11 protein-coding genes are annotated in these 23,978 nt (G+C 60.3%); 8 read left to right on the top strand and 3 right to left on the bottom strand.

Annotated elements, in window-relative coordinates:
• The first annotated feature begins 164 nt into the window (after positions 1 to 164).
• From VFQ24_03705 to VFQ24_03715, 3 genes are all read left to right on the top strand, one after another.
• Positions 165 to 1,106: a hypothetical protein gene (locus tag VFQ24_03705; GenBank protein HET9177442.1), complete on the top strand. Its 942-nt coding sequence runs from the start codon at positions 165 to 167 to the stop codon at positions 1,104 to 1,106.
• Between the two features lie 93 nt (positions 1,107 to 1,199).
• On the top strand, positions 1,200 to 4,916 hold the full coding sequence (locus tag VFQ24_03710; protein HET9177443.1) for an SBBP repeat-containing protein: 3,717 nt from the start codon (positions 1,200 to 1,202) through the stop codon (positions 4,914 to 4,916).
• 105 nt (positions 4,917 to 5,021) lie between these two features.
• Complete coding sequence (locus VFQ24_03715; protein HET9177444.1) at positions 5,022 to 8,732, top strand: SBBP repeat-containing protein; 3,711 nt, start codon at positions 5,022 to 5,024, stop codon at positions 8,730 to 8,732.
• Between the two features lie 272 nt (positions 8,733 to 9,004).
• Here the strand turns inward: VFQ24_03715 and metH are convergent, their stop codons facing one another.
• Positions 9,005 to 12,700, bottom strand: coding sequence for a methionine synthase (metH, locus tag VFQ24_03720; protein ID HET9177445.1), 3,696 nt, complete (start codon positions 12,698 to 12,700; stop codon positions 9,005 to 9,007).
• 381 nt (positions 12,701 to 13,081) lie between these two features.
• On the bottom strand, positions 13,082 to 15,217 hold the full coding sequence (locus VFQ24_03725; protein HET9177446.1) for a glycosyl hydrolase family 18 protein: 2,136 nt from the start codon (positions 15,215 to 15,217) through the stop codon (positions 13,082 to 13,084).
• Between the two features lie 271 nt (positions 15,218 to 15,488).
• On the opposite strand from VFQ24_03725, the gene VFQ24_03730 reads away from it, so the two are divergent.
• Positions 15,489 to 17,576, top strand: coding sequence for an acetylxylan esterase (locus VFQ24_03730; GenBank protein ID HET9177447.1), 2,088 nt, complete (start codon positions 15,489 to 15,491; stop codon positions 17,574 to 17,576).
• 67 nt (positions 17,577 to 17,643) lie between these two features.
• Here VFQ24_03730 and VFQ24_03735 read toward each other — a convergent pair whose 3' ends face one another.
• On the bottom strand, positions 17,644 to 20,118 hold the full coding sequence (locus VFQ24_03735) for a PQQ-binding-like beta-propeller repeat protein (protein ID HET9177448.1): 2,475 nt from the start codon (positions 20,116 to 20,118) through the stop codon (positions 17,644 to 17,646).
• Positions 20,119 to 20,329: 211 nt separating this feature from the next.
• Between VFQ24_03735 and VFQ24_03740 the strand changes: the two genes are divergently transcribed.
• The 4 genes from VFQ24_03740 (at position 20,330) to VFQ24_03755 (ending at position 23,719) form a co-directional block, all read left to right on the top strand.
• Entirely contained in the window at positions 20,330 to 20,842 is a 513-nt protein-coding gene (locus VFQ24_03740) for a hypothetical protein (GenBank protein ID HET9177449.1), read from the top strand.
• Positions 20,843 to 21,664: 822 nt separating this feature from the next.
• Positions 21,665 to 22,162, top strand: a complete 498-nt coding sequence (locus VFQ24_03745; protein ID HET9177450.1) for an HIRAN domain-containing protein — start codon at positions 21,665 to 21,667, stop codon at positions 22,160 to 22,162.
• Positions 22,163 to 22,473: 311 nt separating this feature from the next.
• On the top strand, positions 22,474 to 22,944 hold the full coding sequence (locus VFQ24_03750) for a hypothetical protein (protein HET9177451.1): 471 nt from the start codon (positions 22,474 to 22,476) through the stop codon (positions 22,942 to 22,944).
• A gap of 406 nt (positions 22,945 to 23,350) precedes the next feature.
• Entirely contained in the window at positions 23,351 to 23,719 is a 369-nt protein-coding gene (locus VFQ24_03755; protein ID HET9177452.1) for an endonuclease domain-containing protein, read from the top strand.
• The last annotated feature ends 259 nt before the right edge of the window (positions 23,720 to 23,978 follow it).

Consider the following 23,978-nt stretch of genomic DNA (forward strand, 5'->3'; position numbering starts at 1 on the left):
CAGCATCCGGCAACCGCCGGAATGATGATGTTGCATCGGGAACCAACAGGTTGTATTGTATTTTGAATATCAGCGTATCAGGAGATGGACTTTGTCCAGCGCGCGGGGCAGGTGCGGAGTTTTCGTCGCTAAGGCCTTGTGCTCTATGCTAAAGGATAAACCAAGTGGGGAAAATCTACAGGGTACTGCTCGTCGCCATACTTATCTTCTGGGTCCCAGTTTGCAGCAGGGGACAGGACTCTCAAGACCAGCAGGGCCAGGAAGCTCAGACTGCCGCGGCGGCGAGTCCGACGGGGCCGACGGCCTTCGCCGCTGTCGTTGGCAAACACTCTAATCTGGGAGGGGTCTACAGCGCGGGCATCGGTATCGGTTACAACATCACCGAACATCTCGGGGGCGACGTCGGCGCGTCGCTCTACACGATTCAAAGCCCCTTTTCCGTGATTTCGAAGCGCGACTGGACCTGGACAACCCTTGCCGGGGACCCCTTCGTGGACCTCCGATACACGATGAAGTGGCATGGGTTGGACGCGACTTCCGTTCTTACCGGAACCATACCCCTTTCGAACCCCCAGCGCGTTTTCACCACGGGACGCTTCGGCGTGGACTGGTATAACCACGTCAGCGCGAATTACGCCGGGTTCACTCCTTTTCTGAATTTCGGGGCGGCCAACGAGACCGTTGACCGATGGCTTTTTCCGCGTCCTTACAATATCGCCCGGCCGTATCAGATTTTTGGCCCCAACGGGAATGCTGAAGCCGGAGCCAGCTTCACCATATTCAAACGCTACACGGTTGGCGCTTCCGCATACGGCATCGTTCCTGTCGGGAAGCAAAAGGTTTTCAGCAGGCTGGTCACCCCTAACACCAGTGTTGTCGGAGACGCGGACCACAACCGCGTCTGGAACCATGCCTTTGAAACCATCGGCGACTCCAGGCTCGGGCGCGACAACGGCTATTCCGGGTGGCTGGACGTCGCCCGGGTCAAGAACCTGACCGTCGAGGCTGGGTATACCTATAGCACTCATTACAAATGGGGCTCCGCCTACATCATGCTGAGATACGACGGGACTCGGCTGATTCGGTTCCTGACGGCAACCGAGTAGATGCGTGGCAGGGACAGTGAAGCCCAGTTGCGGCCGCCTGAATTCGAACAGGCGAACCCAGCGAACTTTTCTGGAGCGAAGGGAAAGAAGATTTTGAAAAGGAACACGGTCGTCTGCCTCCTGACATCCATCTTCATCGGGCTCGCGACCTGGTCATCGAGCCATGGCCAGGAGAAGGCCCAGGTCCGTTTGCAGCCCGCCGCGGGCCTTCAGGCCAGGCAAGCCGTTTCGTATGGCCGCCTTCCCCTCAGCTTTGAGGTCAACAGAGGCCAGGTAAGCCCGCAGGCCCGATACCTCGCTCGCGGCCAGGGGTTTACGCTTTTTCTTACTCAGGCCGATGCCATTCTGCAATTCACGAAATTCATGCCAGACAATCCAGCAGTCGGGGCGACGGCTTCAGGGTTTAAGAACGATCAGGCGGAAGCGGCATCGCCGGGGACAGCCGACGTGCTTCGCCTGAAACTGCTGGGGGCAAACCATCGGGCCAGGATTACGGCCTCGGAGCGGCTTCCGGGGAACACCAGCTACTTCCTTGGAAACGACCCTGGGAAGTGGGTTACCAATGTCCCCAACTACGCCCGCGTCCGCTATCGCCAGATTTATCCCGGTATTGATCTCGCCTACTATGGCCGCCAGGGACAGCTAGAAAACGATTTCATACTAGCCCCGGGATCTGACCCAAAGCTGGTCCGGCTGGCTGTGGAAGGCGCCAGGAAGGTGCGCTTCAACGCCTCCGGGGACCTGGTGCTCACGGTGAGCGACGGGGAAGTTTATTTTCGGCGGCCTCGTGCCTATCAGGGCAACGGAGCCAATCGCCGGGAGGTTGCAGTGCGCTACGCGCTCCAGGCGGAGAACAGCGTTGGATTTGCCGTTGGCCCCTACAATCACCACGAGGAACTTGTCATTGACCCTGTACTGTCATATTCGACCTATCTCGGAGGAAGTGGCGGGGATGATGGGCTCGGGATCGCAGTTGATGCCGCGGGAGACGCCTTTGTAACAGGCACGACGGCGTCGGTCAATTTCCCCAAGACGGGCGGACAGGCTAACCTCGGCGGAGGCAAGGACATCTTTGTGGCCAAGCTCAATCCCTCGGGGTCCGCTTTTCTGTATTCGGTATTTCTCGGCGGAGGTAACCTGGACCGGGCAACCAGCATTGCGATTGATTCCTCGGGGAATGCCTATTTGGCCGGTTACACCACGTCCACCGATTTCCCGACCACTTCGGGGGCCTACAAGACAAGCAATGCCGGAAGCACGGATGCTTTCGTTACCAAGCTGGACCCAACGGGCGCCAGCCTGGTTTACTCGACTTATCTCGGCGGCGGCGGCATCGATTACGGGCGAGGAATAGCCGTGGATGCCTCGGGCGACGCGTTTATCACCGGTTCGACTCAATCAACAAATTTTCCCACGGTGAATCCGCTCCAGGTGGGAAATGACGGCGGCTCGGACGCCTTTGTCGCGGAGTTCGATCCGACCGGCGCCTCCCTGCTCTACTCGACATACCTCGGCGGGAGCGGCGCGGATGAGGCGCTGGCCATTGCGCTGGACGGTTCGGGGAACGCCTATGTGGCTGGCTACACATTCTCTTTAAACACTTTCCCTACGCAAAACGCCTTGCAATCCTCCCTGTCGGGGGCCTCGGACGCTTTTGTGACTGAGATCAATCCCGCGACCTCCTCGCTGGTGTTCTCAACCTATCTGGGCGGAAGCGCGGACGAAAGCGCTCAATCCATTGCCATCGATTCGGCTGGCAGCATCTACGTGACCGGCAAAACTTCGTCGAGCAGTTTCCCGGTGACCAACGGGGCGTCTCAGGCGGCTTATGGCGGGGGAACGGATGCCTTTGTCACCAAGCTCGCCCCCGGCGGAACGCAGATGGTCTACTCGACCTTCCTGGGCGGCAGCGGTTTGGACCAGGGGAATTCAATAGCTCTCGACTCGTCGGGGGACGCCTTCATCACCGGCTTTACGCAGTCAAGCGACTTGCCTTTGACCAACGCCCTGCAACGGGTCCTGGGCGTTTCCGGAGCCAGTTCGTGCGGCACGACTCCCTGCGCGGACGCCTTTATCACGGAACTCGGTCCCTCCGGCAATGTAGTCTTTTCCACCTTCCTTGGAGGAAGCGCCACGGACCTTGGGCAAGCCATCGCAACCGACCCTTCAGGGGCAGCCTACCTGACCGGCAGCACGAGTTCTACCAACTTTCCCGTCATTGCAGGAGCGCCCCAGTCAACTTATACGGGAACAAATCAAAGCAACAACGTCTTCATCGCCAAAGTCAGCCCTCAGGATGCACCGGCCGCAGCCCTCAGCCCCCAGACCCTGAACTTTGGCAACCAGGTGATCCTCCACGCCAGCAGCCCGCAGACGGTGACGCTGGTCAACGCCGGGAGCGCGCCGCTGGGCATCACCAGCATTTCAGCCACCGGCCAGTTCACCCAGACCAATGATTGCGGGTCCGTTGTTCCAGCCGGCGGCGGAACGTGCTCAATTCAGGTGACCTTCACGCCCACTCAAACGGGCTCCGTAACAGACCAGATCACCATCACGGACAATGCTGCCGGAAGCCCTCAGGCCATTACGGTCACCGGGGGCGGTGTCACATCCGCGGGCACCCTGTCGATCACCCCAACGTCTCTTACCTTTGCTGCGCAGACGGTGGGGCAGGCCAGCCCTGCACAGACCGTCCAACTGACCAACACGGGCAATACAGCCATCAACATCAGCAACATCACGACCAGCGGAGACTTTGCGCAAACCAATTCCTGCGGGACCCTGCCCACCGTGCTCAACGTGGGCGCCACGTGCAGCATCAGTGTCACCTTTACCCCGGCATCCACGGGAAGCCGCACAGGATCGCTGACCATCGACGACGATGCCAACAACAACCCGCAGGGAGTGTCGCTGACCGGGACCGGCAACGCGGTGTTTACGCTCTCTTCCAATGTGAGGTCAAGCGTGGTGCTGATAGGGACAAAGTCGGCCACGTTCACGGTCACCGCTGCGGCCCCCAGCACCTTCCAGGGCGCGATCAACCTCGCTTGCACGACTGGGACATGCGCCTTTAATCCTACGTCCATCTATGCGGGGCAGTCGAGCACGGTCACTGTCAGCGGCTTGTCGGCAACCACGGCGAACCCCTTTGATTTTTCGGTTAAGGGTACCAGCAGCGGCCAGGACACAACCGTGGCCTTGACCGTCTTCCTTGCGGACTTCACGCTGTCGCAAACGCCGCCTTCGCCGGCGCTTCGCACGGTGACTGCCGGCGATGCCACAACCTATACGGTTACTGTGACGCCGATCAACGGGTTCAACCAGGTGGTGCTGCTCGGCTGCGCGAACCTGCCGCCGCAAACTACCTGCACCTATTCTCCGCCGGGCCTGACCCTGGGCGGGTCAAGCCCGGTTACTGCGACTGTGACCGTCCAGACGACCGCTGAGACGCCCACCCAGGTCGCGCCGCGGCCGCCGGGAGGGACGCCCCCGTGGGGACCCGTGAATTTCCGCTGGTGGAGTTGTGTTCTGGCACTCTTTATGATTTTTGCTGCTGCCTTTGCCCTGGGCAGGCGCCGCCGGTCGGGCCAAACACCAGCAAGGCTTTGGGCCGGAGTTGCCGTGCTTGCCATGGCGGTATCGGTGGGTGCTCTCTCGACGGCCTGCAATGACACTTTTGTCGGCCCCAAGACAACTCCCGTGACAACGGGCACTCCGGCGAATACCTACAAGATTACCCTCGTGGGTACGCTGGGAAGCGATGGCAGTATTAAGAGAGCGGCGACGGTGAACCTGGCCGTCGCGCCTTGATGGGGCGAGGACGGGACCGCGGTCGCCGGCGATTCAGGCCATGACACGCCTGAGAGAACTTTCGGAGCTGCAGGGGAGAATTCCAGTATGTTCAAGGAGAACAGTGTGAAATCGAAATGTTCTACCGGGAGGGGGCCCAGCAAAGCCCGATGGGCAGTTCTTCGGGGGCGGCGCCTTGCGGGGCTCAGCATCTTTGGCCTCGCACTCATCGGCCTGGGTCTGGCGCTGAGCAAGACGCAGGGACCTTCTCCTCGCGATGCCCGCAATCCGAAAGCCTGGAGCAGCCGCTACGCCCAGCTTCCACTCAGCTTTGAGGCCAACCACGGGCAGACCGACTCGCGGGTTAAGTTCCTTGCGCGTGGGCAGAACTACACGTTGTTTCTGACCGGGCATGAGGCCGTACTCTCCCTAAGCTCTGGGAAATCCGGCCGCGCGGCAAAACACCCTGCCTCCTCCGCGGTCGTGCGCTTCCGGCTGTTGGGCTCCGCGCCTGCCGCGCCTGTTACCGGCCAGGACTTGCTGCCGGGGACCAGTAACTACTTCCTGGGGAACGATCCTAGCCGATGGCACACCGGGATTCCCAATTATGCAAGCGTCCGGTACCACCAGGTGTATCCCGGCATCGATCTTGTTTATCACGGCAACGAGGGGCAACTGGAAAACGATTTCGTGGTGTCCGCGGGTTCGGACCCCAACCTGGTCCGCATCGGGCTCGCGGGTGTAGACGGCTTGCGCCTGGACCGCTCCGGAAATCTCGCCCTGAAGGTCGATGGAGGAGAGGTCCAACTCCGGAAACCGCGCGCCTATCAGGGAAAGAATGAGGTGCCGGTTAGTTACGTGCTGAGGGCCGGCAACGAGGTCGGGCTGAGGCTTGGGGCCTATGACCATCGCCAGCAACTGGTGATTGACCCGGTCCTTGCCTATTCCACCTACTTCGGAGGCAGCGGCGGCGATATTGGATACGGCATTGCCGTCGATTCCGCTGGCGACGCGTATATCACTGGAATTTCAAACTCTGCCAATTTCCCCACTTCGACAGGCTCGCAGAGCGGAGCTTTTGGGGGCGGTGGCGACGCTTTCGTCGTGAAACTGAACCCGGTCGGAACAGCATCCAGCTCATCATCCACGCCGCAGCGCGTGTACTCGACGTTTCTGGGCGGGAGCGGGACAGACTCCGGCAATGCCATCGCGGTTGACGCCGGCGGCGATGCCTATGTCACCGGAAGCACAAATTCTTCGGACTTTACAACCACCACCGGAGCATTTCAGACGGTTCCCGGAGGCGGCAGCGACGCTTTCGTGGCCGAGTTGAACAGCACGGGCGCCGGACTGGTTTATTCCTCTTACCTGGGCGGCTCCGGGGACGACGCCGGCCAGGGCATCGCAGTCGATTCCTCAAATAATGCCTACGTTACAGGCTCCACGCAGTCGCCAAATTTCCCCACCTTGAATCCTTTGCCAGCACACAACACGAATGCGGGATCCTCAGACGCCTTCATTGCCAAAGTGAACTTTACCGGCACCGCCCTCCTGTATTCCACTTACCTGGGTGGGGCGAAGGCGGATGTCGGCCAGAGCATCAAGGTTGATGGTTCCGGGAACGCTTACGTGGCAGGATACACATTCTCCAACGATTTCCCGATCCAGGGGCCTGTGCAAGGCTCCAACCTCGGAACGGTGAACGCGTTTGTTACCGAACTGAACTCGGCCGGTTCGGCGATCACTTTTTCCACCTACCTGGGAGGAAGCGGAGACGACCGCGCCTTCGGGCTGGCGTTGGACTCAAGTGGAAACATCTATATCGCCGGCGGGGCGCAATCAAATAACTTTCCCACCACCGTTGGCGTGTTTCAGGGAGCCAACCACGGACAATCTGACGCTTTCGTCGCAAAGATCAATCCCGCGGGGCCAACCCTTGTCTACTCCACGCTGCTCGGGGGTTCGGGCGTCGACCAGGCCAATGGCATCGCCGTGGACTCTTCCGGGGATGCTTTTATAACAGGTTTTACAAACTCGAGCCCGACCGACTTTCCACTTTTTAGCCCCATCCAGAGCACCCTGGGAATTTCCGGAGGCAGTTCTTGCGGCGCCTCCGCCTGCTCCGACGCCTTTGTCTCGGAGCTGAACCCCGCGGCTACCGCGTTGATCGAGTCAACCTACCTGGGAGGGAGTGGCGCTGATTTTGGCCAGGCGATTGCCCTCGGCCCCACGGGCATCCCTTACATCACCGGAACCACTGCCTCTACCAACTTCCCCGCGAGCGCGGGAGCGTTTCAGGCCAGCCTGACGGGCGTTGCCGGCAATGCCTTCGTCGCCGAGATTAAGCCCGACAACGCCGCGGGCATTTCGGTTGTGCCTCAGTTGGTCGACTTCGGGAACCAGACTTTGAACGTCCGCAGCGCCATCAAAACCGTCGCCGTCACCAACGAAGGCACTGCGCCCCTGAATATCACCCAGATCACCTTTACCGAAACGGACACGGGCGGCACCACCGATTTCGCCGAGACGGACAATTGCGTTGGGACCGTGGCCGCGAGCGGCGGCGCCTGCAACATCAACATCACGTTCACTCCGGGTTCAGCGGCTGCCAAGACCGGGACCTTCAGCATAACCGACAGCGCGGCAGGAAGCCCGCATACCATCAGCGTTAAAGGCGCCGGCGTCAGTTCGGCGACCGCGGTCACCGTGACCCCTTCGAGCCTTTCTTTCGGCAACGTGACCGTGGGCGCTGTCAGTACCGCTCAGAGCGTGACGATTACAAATACGGGTACGCAAACCCTGACTTTCACCGGCATCAGTGCCGGTGGTGATTTCTCATCGACGAACACTTGCACCACCAACGTCCTGAATGTTGGCCAAAGCTGCACGGCCAGCGTCACCTTTTCCCCCACCGTGTCCGGCGCCCGGGGTGGCAGTCTGTCCATCAGCGACAACGCGGCAGGGAGCCCTCAATCCGTGGTGCTTTCGGGAACGGGCGTCGCGCAGTTTACGATGTCTTCGCCGTCGCCAAACGTCACCACCCTCATCGGAAGCGGCTCTACGACATTCACCGTCGCGGCCGCAGGACCCAGCAGCTTTACCGGAAGCATTACTCTCGCCTGCCCGGGCGGCCTGTCATGTTCCTTCAATCCGGCAAATATTTTTGCGGGGCAAACCAGCACTCTGACGGTCAGCGGACTCACGGCCTCGATGGCCAATCCCTTCGTTTTTGCCGTGACCGGCACCAGCGGATCGCAGGCCGCCGCGGTCAATCTGAACCTGCTGTTTGCTGATTATGCGCTCTCAGCCTCACCGGCGCTCAACACCATCGTCGCGGGATCTGCGGCAACCTACACCATTGCGGTGAACCCCATCAACGGGTTCAACAGTCAGGTGCAGCTTGCCTGCGGAAACGGCATGCCTCCTGGGGCAACCTGTACCTTCTCACACTCCTCGGTGACTCCAAGCGGCGGAGCTGCCACAGTCACACTGAGTTTGCAGACCACCAAGAATGCCGGCGTTCCACCGCCACCGGCTGTTCCGCCGGGCATGGTCCCGCCCCTGATGGTGTTCCTCCTCGTGGTTGTCCTGGCGGGACTGGTTGTCTTGCGCCGCCGCCGCAATCGCTTCCCGCGTCTGGCTGGAAGGCGGTGGGTGCTGGTTCAGGTCTCGACGCTCTGCCTGCTGATTGTGTGCGAGACCTTCCTGGTGTCCTGCCGGAGTACTCCGACGGCCACCGGATCGACAACCGGAAATTACATCATCACCATCAATGGCACGCTTGGCTCCAACTCGGCTGTTGTCAGGACCGCGACGATCGACCTGTCCGTGACGTAGCAGGAAGGTAAAGAAAGTCTTGCAGGTAACGCGGCGTCCGGATGTCAACCACTTGATGTGGCTCCGGACGCCGCTTCTGTCTCTGGGGATTTTAGTTCAAGCGACCGTGAGGCCGGGAAGCATTTTACGGTGGCGCCCCAATAACTTGTTACAACACGGCGTGACGCCGTCATTCCGATCCCGCAACGCGGCAGAGGAATCTGCTTTTGCTCTGGCGCTGAAGCAGATTCCTCTGCCGGGAGAGTACCCGCCCTCGGAATGACGGGGCGCGCTTACTTTGCGGGATCGTAGTTGAGGTAGGGGCCCAGCCATCGCTCAAGGGTCGGCAGGTCCATGGCCTTGCGACGCTGGTAATCAAGCGCCTGGTCGCGCCCGATCTTGCCCACGGCAAAATACCGCGATTCGGGGTGTGAAAAATACAGGCCGCTGACCGAGGCGGCAGGATACATCGCAAAACTCTCAGTGAGCCGCACGCCCGCGTCCCGCTCGGCTTGCAGCAGATCGAACAGGGCGCGCTTTTCCGTGTGGTCGGGTTGGGCGGGGTAGCCCGGGGCCGGACGAATGCCGCGGTATTTTTCGTGGATAAGGTCATCGTGATTCAAGTTCTCTTTGCACCCGTAGCCCCATGCGTCCCGGGCGCGTTTGTGCGTGAGCTCGGCCAAAGCCTCGGCCAGGCGGTCCGCCAGTGCCTTCGTCATAATGGCGTTGTAGTCGTCGTTTTCTTTTTCGAACCGTTCCACCAGCCGCTCGATGTGGATGCCCGCCGTTACCGCAAAGGCCCCCAGGTAGTCCGCAAGGCCGGTGTCGCGCGGCGCAATGAAGTCCGCCAGGGCAAGGTCCGGCTCGCCGTCGGGCTTCTCCATCTGCTGGCGCAGTGTGTGGAAAGTTGCCCTGACTCCCGTGCGCGCTTCGTCTTCGTACACCTCAATATCATCGCCAACGCCCGCGGCCGGAAAGAAGCCCACCACCGTGCGCGCTTCCAGCAGCTTCCCGTCAACAATACAATCGAGAAGTTTCTCTGCGTCGTCAAACAATTCCCTCGCCTTCGCGCCCACCTCGGGTTGGTCGAAAATCCGTGGGTAGATGCCGCGCAGCTCCCACACGTGGAAGAAGGGCGTCCAATCGATGTAAGGAACGATCTCCTCGAGCGGCACGGGATTGCACACGCGAATCCCGGTGAACGAAGGCCGCGGCGGGCTATAGCGAGACCAGTCGAATTGCAATCGCCGCCGGCGCGCCTCGTCGAGCGTCCGCAGTTTTTGCGATTTTGGCGCTCCGTGAGCTTCCCTCAGCTTTTCCTGCGAGCCCTGGTTCTCCTTTACAAGCGCCGGCTTCAGCTCCGCGCTTGACAGGCGTCCCACCACGCCAACGGCGCGCGACGCATCCAGCACGTGGACAACCGGCTGCGAGTAAGCAGGGGCAATCTTCACAGCCGTGTGAGCGCGGCTGGTGGTCGCGCCGCCGATCAGCAGCGGAATGTCAAAACCTTCGCGCTCCATTTCCCTGGCCACGTGTACCATCTCGTCGAGCGAGGGCGTAATCAGGCCGCTCAGGCCGATCATGTCGGCGCCCGTGTCGCGCGCCGTCTTCAGGATTTTCTCGCTCGGCGCCATGACGCCCAGGTCCACCACCTCGTAATTGTTGCAGCCCAGCACCACCCCCACGATGTTCTTGCCGATGTCGTGTACGTCGCCCTTCACGGTGGCCATCACAATCTTCCCGGCGGCCTTCGCGCCCCCGGTCAGGCGCTTTTCGGCCTCGAGATAGGGCAGCAGGTACGCCACCGACTTCTTCATCACGCGCGCGCTCTTCACCACCTGCGGCAGAAACATCCGGCCGGAGCCGAACAGGTCGCCCACCACGTTCATGCCCGCCATCAGCGGCCCTTCGATCACCGCCAGCGGCCGGCCGTATTTGATGCGGGCCTCTTCCGTATCGGCTTCGATGTAATCCACAATTCCCTTGACGAGTGCGTGCGCCAGGCGTTCGTCCACCGTCCCTTTGCGCCAGGCGTCTTCCTCAACTTCCTTCCTGCCGCTCTGCTTGACGGAGTCGGCAAAAGCGAGCAGCCGCTCGGTTGCGTCCGTGCGCCGGTTGAAGATCACGTCCTCCACCAGCCCAAGAAGGTCTTTGGGGATCTCCTCGTAGATGCCCAACTGGCCCGCATTGACGATGCCCATATCCATGCCGGCGTGGATGGCATGATAGAGAAACGCCGTGTGCATCGCCTCGCGCACAACATTGTTGCCGCGAAATGAAAATGAAAGATTGCTGACGCCTCCGCTCACCTTGGCGTGCGGCAGCGTCTCTTTGATCCGGCGCGTGGCCTCGATGTAATTCACCGCGTAATTGGCGTGCTCCTCCATGCCTGTGGCGATGGTGAGGATGTTGGGATCGAAAATGATGTCTTCGGGCGGAAAGCCCACTTCCTGCGTCAGAATGCGGTAAGCCCGCGTGCAGATTTCAACCTTCCGCTCCGTAGTGTCCGCCTGGCCGCGTTCGTCGAAGGCCATCACAACTACCGCCGCGCCGTAGCGGCGCACCAGGCGCGCGTGGCGCTTGAAGACCTCTTCGCCTTCTTTCAGGCTGATGGAATTCACCACGCCCTTGCCCTGCACGGCGCGCAGGCCCGCCTCAATCACACTCCACTTGGAACTGTCAACCATGATGGGCACGCGCGCAATGTCCGGCTCGGAAGCCACATAATTCAGGAAGGTGGTCATCGCCTGTTCCGATTCCAGCATGCCCTCGTCCATGTTGATGTCGATAATCTGCGCACCGGCGTCCACCTGCTGACGCGCCACGGTCAGCGCCTCTTCGAACTCGCCGTTCAGAATGAGCTTGGCAAATTTCGGCGAGCCCGTCACGTTGGTGCGCTCGCCGACGTTCACAAAGTTCATGTCGGGACGGAAGGTGAGCGGCTCAAGGCCGCTGAGCCGCGTGGCATGGTCCGGCTGCACCAGGCGGTGAGGCTCGGCGCCGCGCACGGCCGCAGCAATGGCCCGGATGTGCGCGGGAGTGGTGCCGCAGCATCCTCCGACGATGTTCAGCCAGCCGTTCCTGGCAAACTCGCCTAGGTCCCGCGCCATGCTCTCCGGCGTCTCGTCAAATCCGCCAAAGGCATTCGGCAGGCCGGCATTCGGATAGCAACTGATGTAGACCGGCGCAATCTGCGAAAGCTCTTCGAGGTAGGGCCGCATCTGCTTTGCTCCCAGCGCGCAGTTGATGCCCACGCTGAGCATCGGAATGTGCGAAACGGAAATCCAGAAGGATTGGATGGTCTGCCCTGAAAGAGTGCGACCGCTCTGGTCCACAATGGTCACCGAAACCATCACCGGCACGCGCCGCCCCGATTCCTCGAAGTACTGCTCGACCGCAAACAGCGCCGCCTTGGCATTCAGCGTGTCAAAGATCGTCTCGAGCAGCAGCAGATCAACGCCGCCTTCCACCAGCGCGCGCGCCTGCTCGTAGTAAACAGCCCGCAACTGCTCGAAGTTGGTGCCACGGTCGGCAGGACTCGAAACGTTCTGCGAGACGGAAGCTGTCCGGCTGGTGGGGCCCATCGAACCGGCCACGAAGCAGCGGCGATCCGGGTTCTCTGCGGTGAATTTTCCCACCGCGCGCCTCGCCACCGCCGCGGCGGCAGTGTTCAACTCGTGGATGTGATTCTCAAGTCCATACTCCGCCATCGAAATGGCGTTTGAGTTAAAGGTGTTCGTCTCAATAATGTCCGCGCCCGCTTCAAGATACTGCCGGTGAATGTCTTCGATGATGTGCGGCTGCGTGATGCAGAGTACGTCGTTGTTCAGCCGCAGGTCGCGCGAATGGCCGGCAAACTCAGCGCCGCGATAGTCCGCCTCGGCGAGGTTGTGCGCCTGAATCATGGTACCCATGGCCCCGTCGAGCACCACAATGCGCTCCCGCAGGAGGCTTTCAAGCGGATTGTCAGGATTTTCGTCAGCGCTCATGCGGCTAATATTTCCCTTTCTCAACCCTCCGGTATGAAACGGTGGCGAGAGCAGTCAGCAGTCAGCAATCAGCAGCCCGATGAGGCCCGGATTTCGTCCCCATCTTTTCAGTATAGCAAGAGAACCCGCGCGCAACGGGCCCGCAGGTCCGCCCTTGGCCGCGCTGAAAAATGCCGATTTGTCATGCTGAGCACGTTCGCCTGTCATCCTGATCCCGCGGCGCGGGAGAAGGATCACCGCAGTTCGCTCAGGGCCGTTCTCAAATTGAGGACGAACGCGCTCAGGATGACACGAGCAAAAGCCTTTGTTGGCAAACTGTTAGATGCAACTGCGGCCTGAAAGTTTCGCCTGATCGCGACGTTCACTCGCCCCGGACTGCAACTACCGCCGCGGCAGGCTGTGGAGCAGCGGGCCGAGGGCATTCGACATCTGATAATTGTCTCCCCGGTCCGCCTGGATGTTCCAGAACATGACGCCATTGAAATTGCGATAGCCGCCGTTGCGCTGCAGGCTGTACTCGCCCCCGAAAGGCTTGCCGGTGATCAGATACTTCACGGACTTCTCGATTTCGCTCAGCTTCGAGCGACCCACCAGAAACCCGACCGCCACCTTCTCGGGCGCGAGCGGCGGGAAGTAGGACCTGGAATTTCGTCCGACATGGAAGCCGTGGACCAGCATCTCCGTCATCGCCACATAATAGTCGGCCGTTTCCGGCATGTAGTAGTTTCCGTCCATTCCCTCGAGCGGCGGCGTATTGTAATCCTGCACGTCAACGAACGACAGCATGTTGCGCGTGGCATAAATCACCGGCAGGAATGAGCCGAACTGCCCCGCATACGCCACGTACCCCGCCGGAACCTGCGGACCCTCGGGGACCTCTGCCAGCATAAACTTCGGTCCAAAGCGATTGCGAAGCTGCCGCATGGCCTCGATCAAATTCACCACGCACGGCGTCGTCGGCTTGCGGAAGTCCGTATCGCCCGCATCCAGAATCAGCGATGGCGTCTCGAGATCGAGATCGACGCCGTCAAAACCGTAGTCCGCAACCACGGCCCCGACGCTCTCCACAAAATTCTTCAGGTCTTCCGCCCTGTCCAGCTTTACCACCTGGCCGCCGCCACCGAGCGAGATAAGAATCTTTTTCCCCTTGCGCTTCATGGCGGCGATCTCATCCCTGAACTGCTCTTTCGTATAGCCGGCGGGCGTTTCGAATTGCAGCGTGCTGGTTGAGCCTTTAACCGGCGCGGCAAAGGCCACGATAATGATGTCCCATTGCGGTGAAACGTCGCGCAACGGAATTGTCTTCGAACGCGAATATCCCACCCAGTAGCCGATCAACTGGTGGCCGTTGGGCGCGTGCGGGTTCGGCGCTGGCGATGCGGTCGGCGTGGCCTCCAGCCGCTGCCCGCGCGGCGCGCAAGGTTCGGCGGCAGCTTTCAGCACGCCGGTATCAGGAAAGCTGTAGGCGCCCTGGTAGCTATCGGGATGGGCATTTTGCGCATACCACGGCAGCAGGGCGACGTTCTCCAGGTGATACTCGCCCGCCTCGGTCTTCACCACGGTCGCATTCGATTCCGAAACGCCGTCGGTGGGCAGCGCAAACCTATAGTGCGTGCCGATCCCTTGCCCTCCGCAGCCTCCTTTCGCAACCGGTTTCTGCCATGCCGGGAAAGTATTCTCCTGCTGGCCGTGCAAGGGGTCATTCATCCACGCGGCAAGCTGCTGGGTGAGCGGCTGGATGTCGTCGTAATCCGGCACGACGCCCGGGTCGAGATACGTGCTCAGAACAAACGGTTGAAGCGCCTTGGACGAAGCATCGGACTGCGCTCCGTGGGCGCCCCAGGTGCAGCAAACCGTCGCATCGTTCAATTCGTAGAACTCTGTGTTCTTCGTCAAAGCAATTACCAGTTCGTCCGGCCTGGCCTGCATTTTCGCGAGATCGTTGAACAATTCTTTCTGGACGAAATCGAGGTCCACAATGGCCAGCAAATTTCCGGTCTTCTTTGATGTCAGCAGGTATCCGTTGGCGGGCGGAATCGTGATCCGCAACGAAGAAGTGACGCGAGGCTGTCCCAGCATCGTGTGCCAGTCCTTCGCCGAGGCTTCGTTGTAAAACTGCGCGCGCTGGACGGCGTCGCCGTACTGCGTGTCGCCGGTTGCGAATGCATACTTTTGGAAAATAGGAGACTGCGCCACCTTTTGCACGTCGTCGGCCGCGCTGATTTCCACCTTCTTCCCCGCCTTGCCCGCTGGCGCGTCAAAAACCAGCGACACCGGCACTACCACAGTCGGAATGGTGAGTGTTCCGCCCTGCGCGGGATCTTTGCCCACCACCGTGTAGTGGTACTCGTGGCCGGCAGCCGCGAACGATCGGATGAAAGTGGGCACGGCAATCGTCGGTCCCGAGGGCGCCTTCTTTTCGCACCCCGGGCTGAGCGCAACGCACACCGCCAGCAGCAGGTAAACATTGGCACGCCGAAACTGGAAACAACCGTTGCCTCGATCTTCACCGGCCATGGCACACTCCCTGGCAGAAATCAGATTTGTGTTTACGTCCAGGCCACTGACCATAACACTTCGCCGACCGGACGACAATCCGCCAACGGTGGCACATTGACTCACGCCCCCGCCCGGCATAGGATTCTTGGGCTGTCGAAATATCCCGCAGTGAGGGCGTAGCGCGGCGGGTTTACCCCGCCAGAGAGTCCGCGCTTTCAATCTGGGTTGGCGGCGTAAAGCCGCCGCTACAGCGACAGACTGTCGGGTCTCAGTATTGGAAGCTTGCGAGATGCCGCGCGCCATCGATAACTCCGCGACTGTAAACCTGAACAAGAATCCGGTGGTGTCGCTTGTGCTTGTCCTCTTCCTGTGTGTTCCTTCGCTCTCGGCGCAGGATAAGCCCCGCGATGCGCTCGTAGAGTGGATGAACCGAATTGCCCAGCAGCAACTCCAGCAGCGAGCGGAATTAATCCGCGGGATCCGCACGAAAGCGCAGGCGGAGAGCCGAAAACGGTGGGTGCGCAAGCAGATGCTGGACGACATGGGCGGCCTGCCCGATTACCGCGGTCCGTTGAACGCGAGGTTTACCGGCCAGCTTCGTAACAATTCTTACACCGTCGAAAAGGTGATCTACCAGAGTCTGCCGGGTCTTTACGTCACGGCCAATGTCTACCGGCCGAACCAGCCGGGCCGTTATCCTGCCGTGCTGCTGCAGGCCGGCCACACGCAGGAGGGGAAACCGGAAGACCAGCGGATGGCCGCGAACCTGGCGATGAAGGGCTTTGTGGCTTTGTGTTTCGATCCCATCGGGCAGGGCGAACGCGAGCAAACGTACAGCCCACAGCTCGACGCGCCGCTCGCCGGCTGGTCTGTTCCTGAGCACATCCAGATGGGCGCGCAAGCGCAATTGATTGGCGAGGGTTTGGCCCGATACTTCATCTTTGACGCGATGCGGTCGCTCGACTATCTTTCCAGCCGGCCTGATGTGGACGCCTCGCGCCTCGGCGCCGCAGGCTGCTCGGGCGGCGGCGCGTTGACCACGTTCCTCGGCGGCCTCGACCCGCGGGTCAAAGTGGTGATTCCGGCCTGCTATCCCAGTTCTTTTCAGACGTTGTTTGCCACCTCGGGTCCTGACGTGGAAATGGTGTTGCCGCGCTTTCTCGCGAGCGGCCTGGACACCGCCGATTTCGTGGAGCTCCCCGCACCAACGCCGTGGCTGCTGCAATCAACCGAACATGATGAATACCACTTCAGCCACCAGGGCGTGCGGCTGGTCTATGATGAGGCCCGAAACTGGTACGCGCTTTACGGCGGGCAGGACAAGGTTGGATTTACGGTGGGGCAGGGACCGCACGGCATGCCGCTCGAGGCGCGGGAAGCCGTCTACCAGTGGATGATTCGCTACCTCAAGAACGGGCAGGGTGATTTCCACGAACAGCCGGTCGAAATGTATACCAACCATCAGCTTCAGGTAACGGCCAGCGGCAACGTTGAGAATGAGCCGGGCAGCCGGAAGCTCTACCAAGTGCTTCGCGCTGAATTTAAGGCGCGCAAACGTGCCGGAACCGCGGCTGAGTTGCTGGCGAAGCTGCGCGAACTCAAGATTCCCACCGATCGCTCCGCGCCAAAAATCCAAATTCTCGATCAATCGAGTGATGCCGCCGGTCAAAAGGAGCGCATCAAATTTGAGAGCGTGCCAGGCATCTGGCTCCGCGCCACTTTGCGCATCCCTTCGTCTCCCGGAAAAAAGCCCGCCGTATTGGTGCTCAGCGGCGGCAACATGTTTGGCCTGATGCCGACGGCCACCATCGCGGAACACATGGCCAAAGCCGGCCGCGTGGTGCTCGAGATGGAGCCACGTCGATCACAGATGGAAATCCACGAGGGGCCGTTTGCCGGAGATTATGTCGCCGACGTGCAGGCCAACCTGATCGGCCTCGATCTGCCGGCCATGCGCGCGCACGACATTCTGCGCGGCGTTGATCTATTGGCGGCGCGCTCGGATGTCGGTCCCGGTTCGATTCGCGCCGCCGCCCGCGGCGTAAGCGGCATCTGGCTGCTGCTCGCCGCCGCCGCCGATCCGCGCATCGGCAAAATCTGGATTGACCGGACGCCTTCGAGTCTGCGCTCGGCGCTCGACAACACCATGGCCGCCGACCTTTGGGACGCGGTCATCCCCGGTTTTATTCTCCATTGGGACCTGAACGATCTCGTAACCGCCATGGGGAAACGGCAGGTGATGTGGACCGACCCCACCAACTGGCTCCGCCGCGTCGTCCCGCTTGGCGCGGGCTACGAGTATCGGTACGTTCTCGGCGACACCACCGACCTGGCCCAGGCGCAGGACGACGCCTACATCCGCGAGCTTTTGCAGTAGCCAAATATGCCGGTCAGTGATCGATGAGACGAGATTCAATTTGCCCGCGGCGATCGAGCGTCATTTCTTAATACCCGATGTTGTGGCACTGGCCGCAGGAAACCGTGGCTTTGCGCAGATTGTGGCAATTGACGCAGCTCATCATGGAGACGTCTTTCGCCTGCCGCATGGCGTCCATGCCGCGCACCACGCCGTGGCACACCGCGCAGTCCACTTTGGCGTCAAGGTGTTTCTGATGGCTGAAGAAAACGAAGTCCGGCAGGTGATAGACGCGCACCCACGGAATGCTGCCTCCCGCCTTTTGCAGGCTGGCGAGCTTCTGGATGGCCGGACGCTCCGTGGCTATCCCTTGGTGGCAACCCATGCAGTAGTTCGCATTGGGAATCTGCATCTGCTTGCCGTCTTGTGCCAGCCGGTGGCAACTCTCGCACGGGAGACCGGCGTTTGAATGCGCCTTGTGGCTGAAGGGAATGGGCTGCACCGGCGCCGCAGGCTGCGGCATGATGTCAACCGGTTCGCTTCCCACGCCTCCCGGGACCACTCCCAGCTCAACCGGTAGCCGTGTCTGGGGTTGCAGCTTTGCCTGCGCCGGGCTGGTTTGGCCTTTGGGAAAAAGCGTATAGGCCGCAACCACGGTGGGAGCCGACGCGCCGGTGCTGAAGCGCGAACTCGGCCCGACCGCCAGCACCACAAACTGCTTCCCGGTTTTCTTTCCCATATACGTCAGCGGCGTTGCGTAGCCGTTGGCTTCAAGTTTGCTCACCCACAGTTGTTTCCCGTTCTGCGCGTCAAACGCTCTGAAGCGGCGGTCGGCTGTGGCGGCGATGAACACCACGCCGCCGGCGGTGACAATCGAGCCGCCCAGGTTGTAGATGCCAGTTTGGGGAACGCCCTTGGCCGCGAGAGCATCCACAACTCCCAGCGTCACGCTCCAGGCAATCTTACCGGTGTTCAAGTTGACGGCGTTCATGGTTCCCCAGGGCGGCTGCTGGCAGGGATAATGGTTGTCATCTTCAAAGCGCGCGTAGGAGCCCCATTTGCTGGTCCGCTCATACGCTTCAGGAGAGCCTGCGGGCTGCTTCTTCATCATCCCCACCGAGCCCAGGTTCGTCGCATTGGCGTACATGTAGCCTGTCGAGGGATCGAACGAAACGCCGCCCCAGTCGGTGCCTCCCATGGTTCCCGGAATAATCACCGTAGTATCGAGGCCCCAGGGATTGAAAATTCGCCCCGGGAGGGCCGACCCGAAATTTTCCATGCAGTATTTGCGCGACTCAGGCGTGACGCTCGTGATGTCATCGCGCGTCACCAGGATTTTCGCCAGCGGCGGGATGGCCGTCGGAAACGGCTGCGTGGGCGAGGTGGCTTCGCCGGGCACTTTGCTTTGCGGCACGCTGCGTTCTTCAATCGGGTAGAGCGGCTTGCCGGTCAGCCGGTTGAACACAAAAACGAGTCCCGTTTTGCCCACCACAACGACGGCGGGAACCTGCTTGCCATCGCGATGAATGGCAACCAGCGACGGCTGCGAGCCCACGTCCATGTCCCAGATGTCGTGATGAACAAGCTGATGGTACCAGGCCAGTTTTCCGGTGTCCGCCTTCACCGCCACCAGCGAATTCCCGTAAAGCGTGTTTCCCTTCCGGTCAGCGCCGTAAAAATCATACGAAGGCGAGCCGACGGGCAGGAAGACAAGTCCGTTCTCAATGTCAACGCTCAAGGGCGGCCACGCGTTCACGCCCGAGCGGTCCTTCCAACTGTCTCCCTGCCAGGTGTCGTGCCCCGGTTCGCCGGGCTGCGGAATGGTGTTGAACGTCCACGCCAGCTTGCCGGTGTGCACGTTGAAGGCGCGCACCGCTCCGCTGTTGCCCTTTGACGGAAACTCCTGCAACTCCGACCCCGTGATAATCAGGTCCTTGTAAATCACCGGCGGCGACGTCAGGTCATATTGGCGCTCCGGATATTTCGTCGCCACGCCGTCTCGAAGATTGATCGAACCAGACTGGCCAAACTCTTTGCAGGGTTTGCCGGTGGCCGGGTCCAGCGCGAACAGGCGGTCGTCAGGAGTGGCGTAGAAAATCCGGCGGTCATCGCCGTCGCGGCGGCCGTCGCAGGTTTCGGAAGATTTCCCTTTCCAGTAAGCCATGCCGCGATTGGGCAGCGGACGCACCTTGCCGCTGGCGGCCCCGTAAGGATTAAACGTCCAGAGCTGCTTGCCCGTTTCGGCATCGAGCGAGATGGCCATTCCCGTCTGGGTGGCGAAATAGAGCGCGCCGTCCACCATCAGCGGCGTGCTCTCAAAAGCCTGCAGCCAACTGTTCGGCGTGGTGGGGACCTCGTAGGTCCAAGTTCGCTCGAGGCGCTGCACGTTCGCGCGATTGATCTGGCGGAGCGGCGAATACCGCCTCGCTCCCGGATCATGCCCCGCCACCGGCCACCCCTGCCCCGCGCCGCCCGCCGCCTGCTGCCCAATCGCCAGCCCACACCCCATCAGCACAGTGATGGGGAGGTAAATTGTCAGCCCTCGTCGCTTGTTAAATCTCATTCCTCCCTCAATGTTCAATCCACCATACACTAACCACTCATCACTAACCACTGCTTTTATGCTATGGTTTGCCGCAAAGTAGCACAGCCGCTCCTGGCTGTGGGCGTGGGATAAACACGAAACGTAGCACAGCCACTCCTGGCTGTGGGATGTTAGGATCGAATAAAGACACAGGCAAGAGTGCCTGTACTACGGCTACGGATATAGCGCAATGACTTTCTATCGCCGCAACCTTCCACACTGGCATCCTGAAGGTAAAGCTATTTTTCTGACTTGGAGGCTGTTTGGGTCACTGCCCAGGTCAATCCAGGCCGCCGGCAGAATTGCAAGCGCGGGTGTCACCAAGTCTCGTGTTATCCAGACCACCGGCAGGAGTGCCGGTGCCACGAGCGCCGGTGCCACAAAGGGTGGCATCACTGAAGCAGGGAAAAGGTTTCGCCGGTGGGACGCTGAGCTTGACAAGGGCCTTGTCGGTCCGGTCTGGCTCCGGGACGCCAGGATTGCCCGGTACGTCGAGCTGGCCATCCATCGCGGCGAGCAGTTGGGGCATTACAAACCCTACGCTTATGTGGTCATGCCGAACCACGTTCATGCGCTCCTTGTCCCGCTTGTTCCGCTGGCCCGCATCACCAGGGGAATCAAAGGCGTCTCCGCGCGTGACGCAAACGCGGTGCTCGGACACCAGGGCCAGCCCTTCTGGCAGAACGAATCCTTTGATCATTAGGTACGAGACGACAGCGAATTTGAGCGGGTTCGAGCCTATATCGAATGGAACCCTGTTGCAGCCGGACTGGCCGCAAAGCCTGAAGAGTGGCAGTGGTCGAGCGCCAGAAAGTAGCACAGCCGCTCCTGGCTGTGAGCGTGGGATGGATGAACACAGAAAGTAGCACAGCCACTCCTGGCTGTGAGGATGGGATAAAGACACAGGCAAGAGTGCCTGTGCCACGGATAAGGTGAGGCAGGTTTCTCATCTTTCCGGCCCATCACTCATCACTTACCATTCTTCACAGCTTTTTGACCGGCTGAGGGATCTTTTCACGCCTTTCCACTAATCACCAACCACTATCCACTATCCGCTGCTTCTTCGCTTGCATCTGTGCCACCTCCGGGTGTATATAGGCGTGTCGCGACCGCTCGCCGTGGCTCCAGGATGGCCGGGCTTCAATCTTCATTGCCGCCGGCTCTTTGTTCTGGAATCTTAAATCTTGAATTTGAAATCCCACGGAGGGTGGCCGCGCATCGCGATCGGGGAGAGGTGTTTTCAGGAGGGCCGTGCTTCAGCTCGACCATAACGCGCTGTGCCGCAAATTTAGCCAGCTCTCTCCGAACGGAGAGGGTGTCGCGCAGAGCCGCGACGGGTGATCGAGCATTTTCGTAGCGGCGACTTTACGTCGCCATCGTGGCAGGCTAAACCCGCCGCTACAAGGCGACAAGTGCTCACGCCTCTGCCCGCCCTCGAAGCCAAGGCAGGAATGAAAGACGAGTATCAGAGCAAGAGTAAGTGATTGATCGCCGCGCTGGCTGGGCCGGATGAGGAGGTGCAGGTTTGGAAATCCTCGGTGTCATATTTTTGGCCATTCTGCTTTTGTGGATTTATTCAAAGGTGAGAGGCGCGCGCCCGGCCCCCTCCGTTCAAGGTGGTTATTCCTCCACGAAGGTCGCTCTGGGCGAAATCCTACCGCCGGAGCTGGCCCAGCTCGAAATGGAGGATCACTATATTGTCAGGGTCGCGGGCGTTTCTCACCAAAATGACGATGGGACCAGCCGCCAAGAAATACTCGCACGGTGCAAGGTTCCCGAGCTCCTCGAATTACGGAGACAGCCAAACCATCGTCATGACAAGAATGCGGTTCAGGTTCTAAGACAGAACGGCGAAATGCTGGGATTTATTCCGAGAGATGAAGCGGCCATCATGGCGCCGGAGTTGGACAAAGGCAGACGATACGTCGCTTTGTTGACAGCCCTAGACGGAGGGAGCGGCCAGAAGCGATTTCGAGGCGCGGGGGTGTTGATCGTCAAGATCAAGGAGGACGCCAGCGCGTAGGCGTACGGCAGAGACAGCACAAGGTGAGTGCCTGCGCCACCCGCGGGATTGGTACCGCAGGCCGCAGAGTTAGAGAACAACTCTGCGCTACCAAAGCCTACGGAAATCGTATAGCCTAAAAAGCAGCCTCTGCGCCAGCCCCGGCACCACAACCGCTTGGTAGTCGCCAACTTCCACAGTCAAGAGGGGCCGACGGATATGGAGCTCAAAAGCGTGTCTCTCGCTTCGCGAGATCGCAGAAGCGACAATGCGACCATCCGTGACGCGTGACGCTATACAAATCTGAACTCAGACTAGATGGGGGCCCATTCATGCCACCGGTAGAACCTACGTCACGCCCACCAATTGTCCCACCGGAATTGATTGATTTTCAAAAGACGATGTATGACAAGGCGACGACGTACACGAAAGTCATAATGGGCCTGGGATACGGTGGCTTTTTCGCCGCGTGGTCGGGCACAAAGGGTTACCTTTCACCTAAATTGCTTGTGGGTTCAGCGCTGCTAGTGACGTTCTCGCTGGTCCTGTTTGTCCTGTACGAAATCTGCGAAACCATGATCTCATCCTACCTTTCGGTAGACTTTGCGAACACCTTGAGCAAGCCTGGCATAAACGTGTCCGCAGCCTTATTGGCACATAAGGACAAGATGTCAAGGTCGGTAAGGCCGTTGCTGTCATTATGGAAAGTCACTTTTCCGCTGAGCGCGTTAACCGGTCTGTCAGGTGCCGGGATTCTGATCTATGCATTTGTTGCCAGCCTAGTCCGTATGTGGGCGGCGTAGGGGCTAGCCAAAGCACCGGGTTAGCTCAGTGGGCTTTTTGCGCGCGGGGATTTGCGAGCCAACAGATGAAGAAAACACCCCTCACCTGCCGTCGTACCTCCGGCACCCTCTCCCCTTGGAGAGGGCCTTAATTTCTACGAGGGAGTCGTACCTCCGCCACCCTCTCCCCGGGGTAGAGGGCTTTCATTTTTTGGAGGGAGTGACCCCTCACCCGTCACGCCAGGTCGTGACACCCTCTCCCCAGGGTAGAGGGCCTTGTTTCTTTTGGGCGGGTCGCTTTTCCGAGTCGCTGCGGTTACAATGCCGGCGTCAGCCAATGGATATTTGAAGGCTGAGCCCTCTCCGAGGGGAGAGGGTGCCCCGTCCCGCCTTGCGGGACCGGGGCGGGTGAGGGGTCATTTCAACCGTGCGAATCAGCACCCAGCGCGTTCGCGAATTGCGGCACGCGCAGACAGAAGCCGAAAGGCACGCCTGGCATCTGCTGCGTGACCGGCGGCTGGGCCTGAAATTCAGGCGGCAGCATCCCATCGAGAATTACGTTGTCGATTTTTACTGCTGCGAACTCCGCGTGGCCGTGGAACTCGACGGAGGCGTCCACTCGCAGCCCAGCCGGATGAGAAAGGACGCGGCGAAGGATGCGTACCTTGGAAAGCTTGGTGTGCGCGTGCTCCGGCTGCCGAATGGGTTGGTGACCGAGGACCCGGAAAGATTTGTCCGTAAAGTGCGCGAAGCGGCGGCAGAGAGGGTGCGGGATAAAGACCGCCGAAGTAAGTGACCCCTCACCCGCCGTCGTAGCTCCGGCACCCTTTCCCCAAGGGAGAGGGCATTGCATTTTGGGGGGAACGGGTAGATTCTCTCTTGAATTTCAAGGGTATTTTTTCTTTTGAAGGTGAAGGAATCTTTTCTTTTTTGCATTAGGCGGCGGCCTCTGCTGTGGAAATTTGCGCTGCGGGGAGCGGGTACAGCTTGTGGCCGTCGAAGGCGGCTTGGTGTTTGAACATGCCGAAGATGGCGTGAAGCAGTTTACGCATAAC

This window comes from Terriglobia bacterium, from assembly GCA_035712365.1.
Lineage (GTDB): Bacteria > Acidobacteriota > Terriglobia > UBA7540 > UBA7540 > SCRD01.

Bases quoted from the DNA above. Each gene is read 5' to 3' on its own strand.
- metH (HET9177445.1), bottom strand. From the start codon at position 12,700: ATGAGCGCTGACGAAAATCCTGACAATCCGCTTGAAAGCCTCCTGCGG.
- VFQ24_03725 (HET9177446.1), bottom strand. From the start codon at position 15,217: ATGGCCGGTGAAGATCGAGGCAACGGTTGTTTCCAGTTTCGGCGTGCC.
- VFQ24_03730 (HET9177447.1), top strand. From the start codon at position 15,489: ATGCCGCGCGCCATCGATAACTCCGCGACTGTAAACCTGAACAAGAAT.
- VFQ24_03735 (HET9177448.1), bottom strand. From the start codon at position 20,118: ATGAGATTTAACAAGCGACGAGGGCTGACAATTTACCTCCCCATCACT.
- VFQ24_03740 (HET9177449.1), top strand. From the start codon at position 20,330: ATGACTTTCTATCGCCGCAACCTTCCACACTGGCATCCTGAAGGTAAA.
- VFQ24_03750 (HET9177451.1), top strand. From the start codon at position 22,474: ATGCCACCGGTAGAACCTACGTCACGCCCACCAATTGTCCCACCGGAA.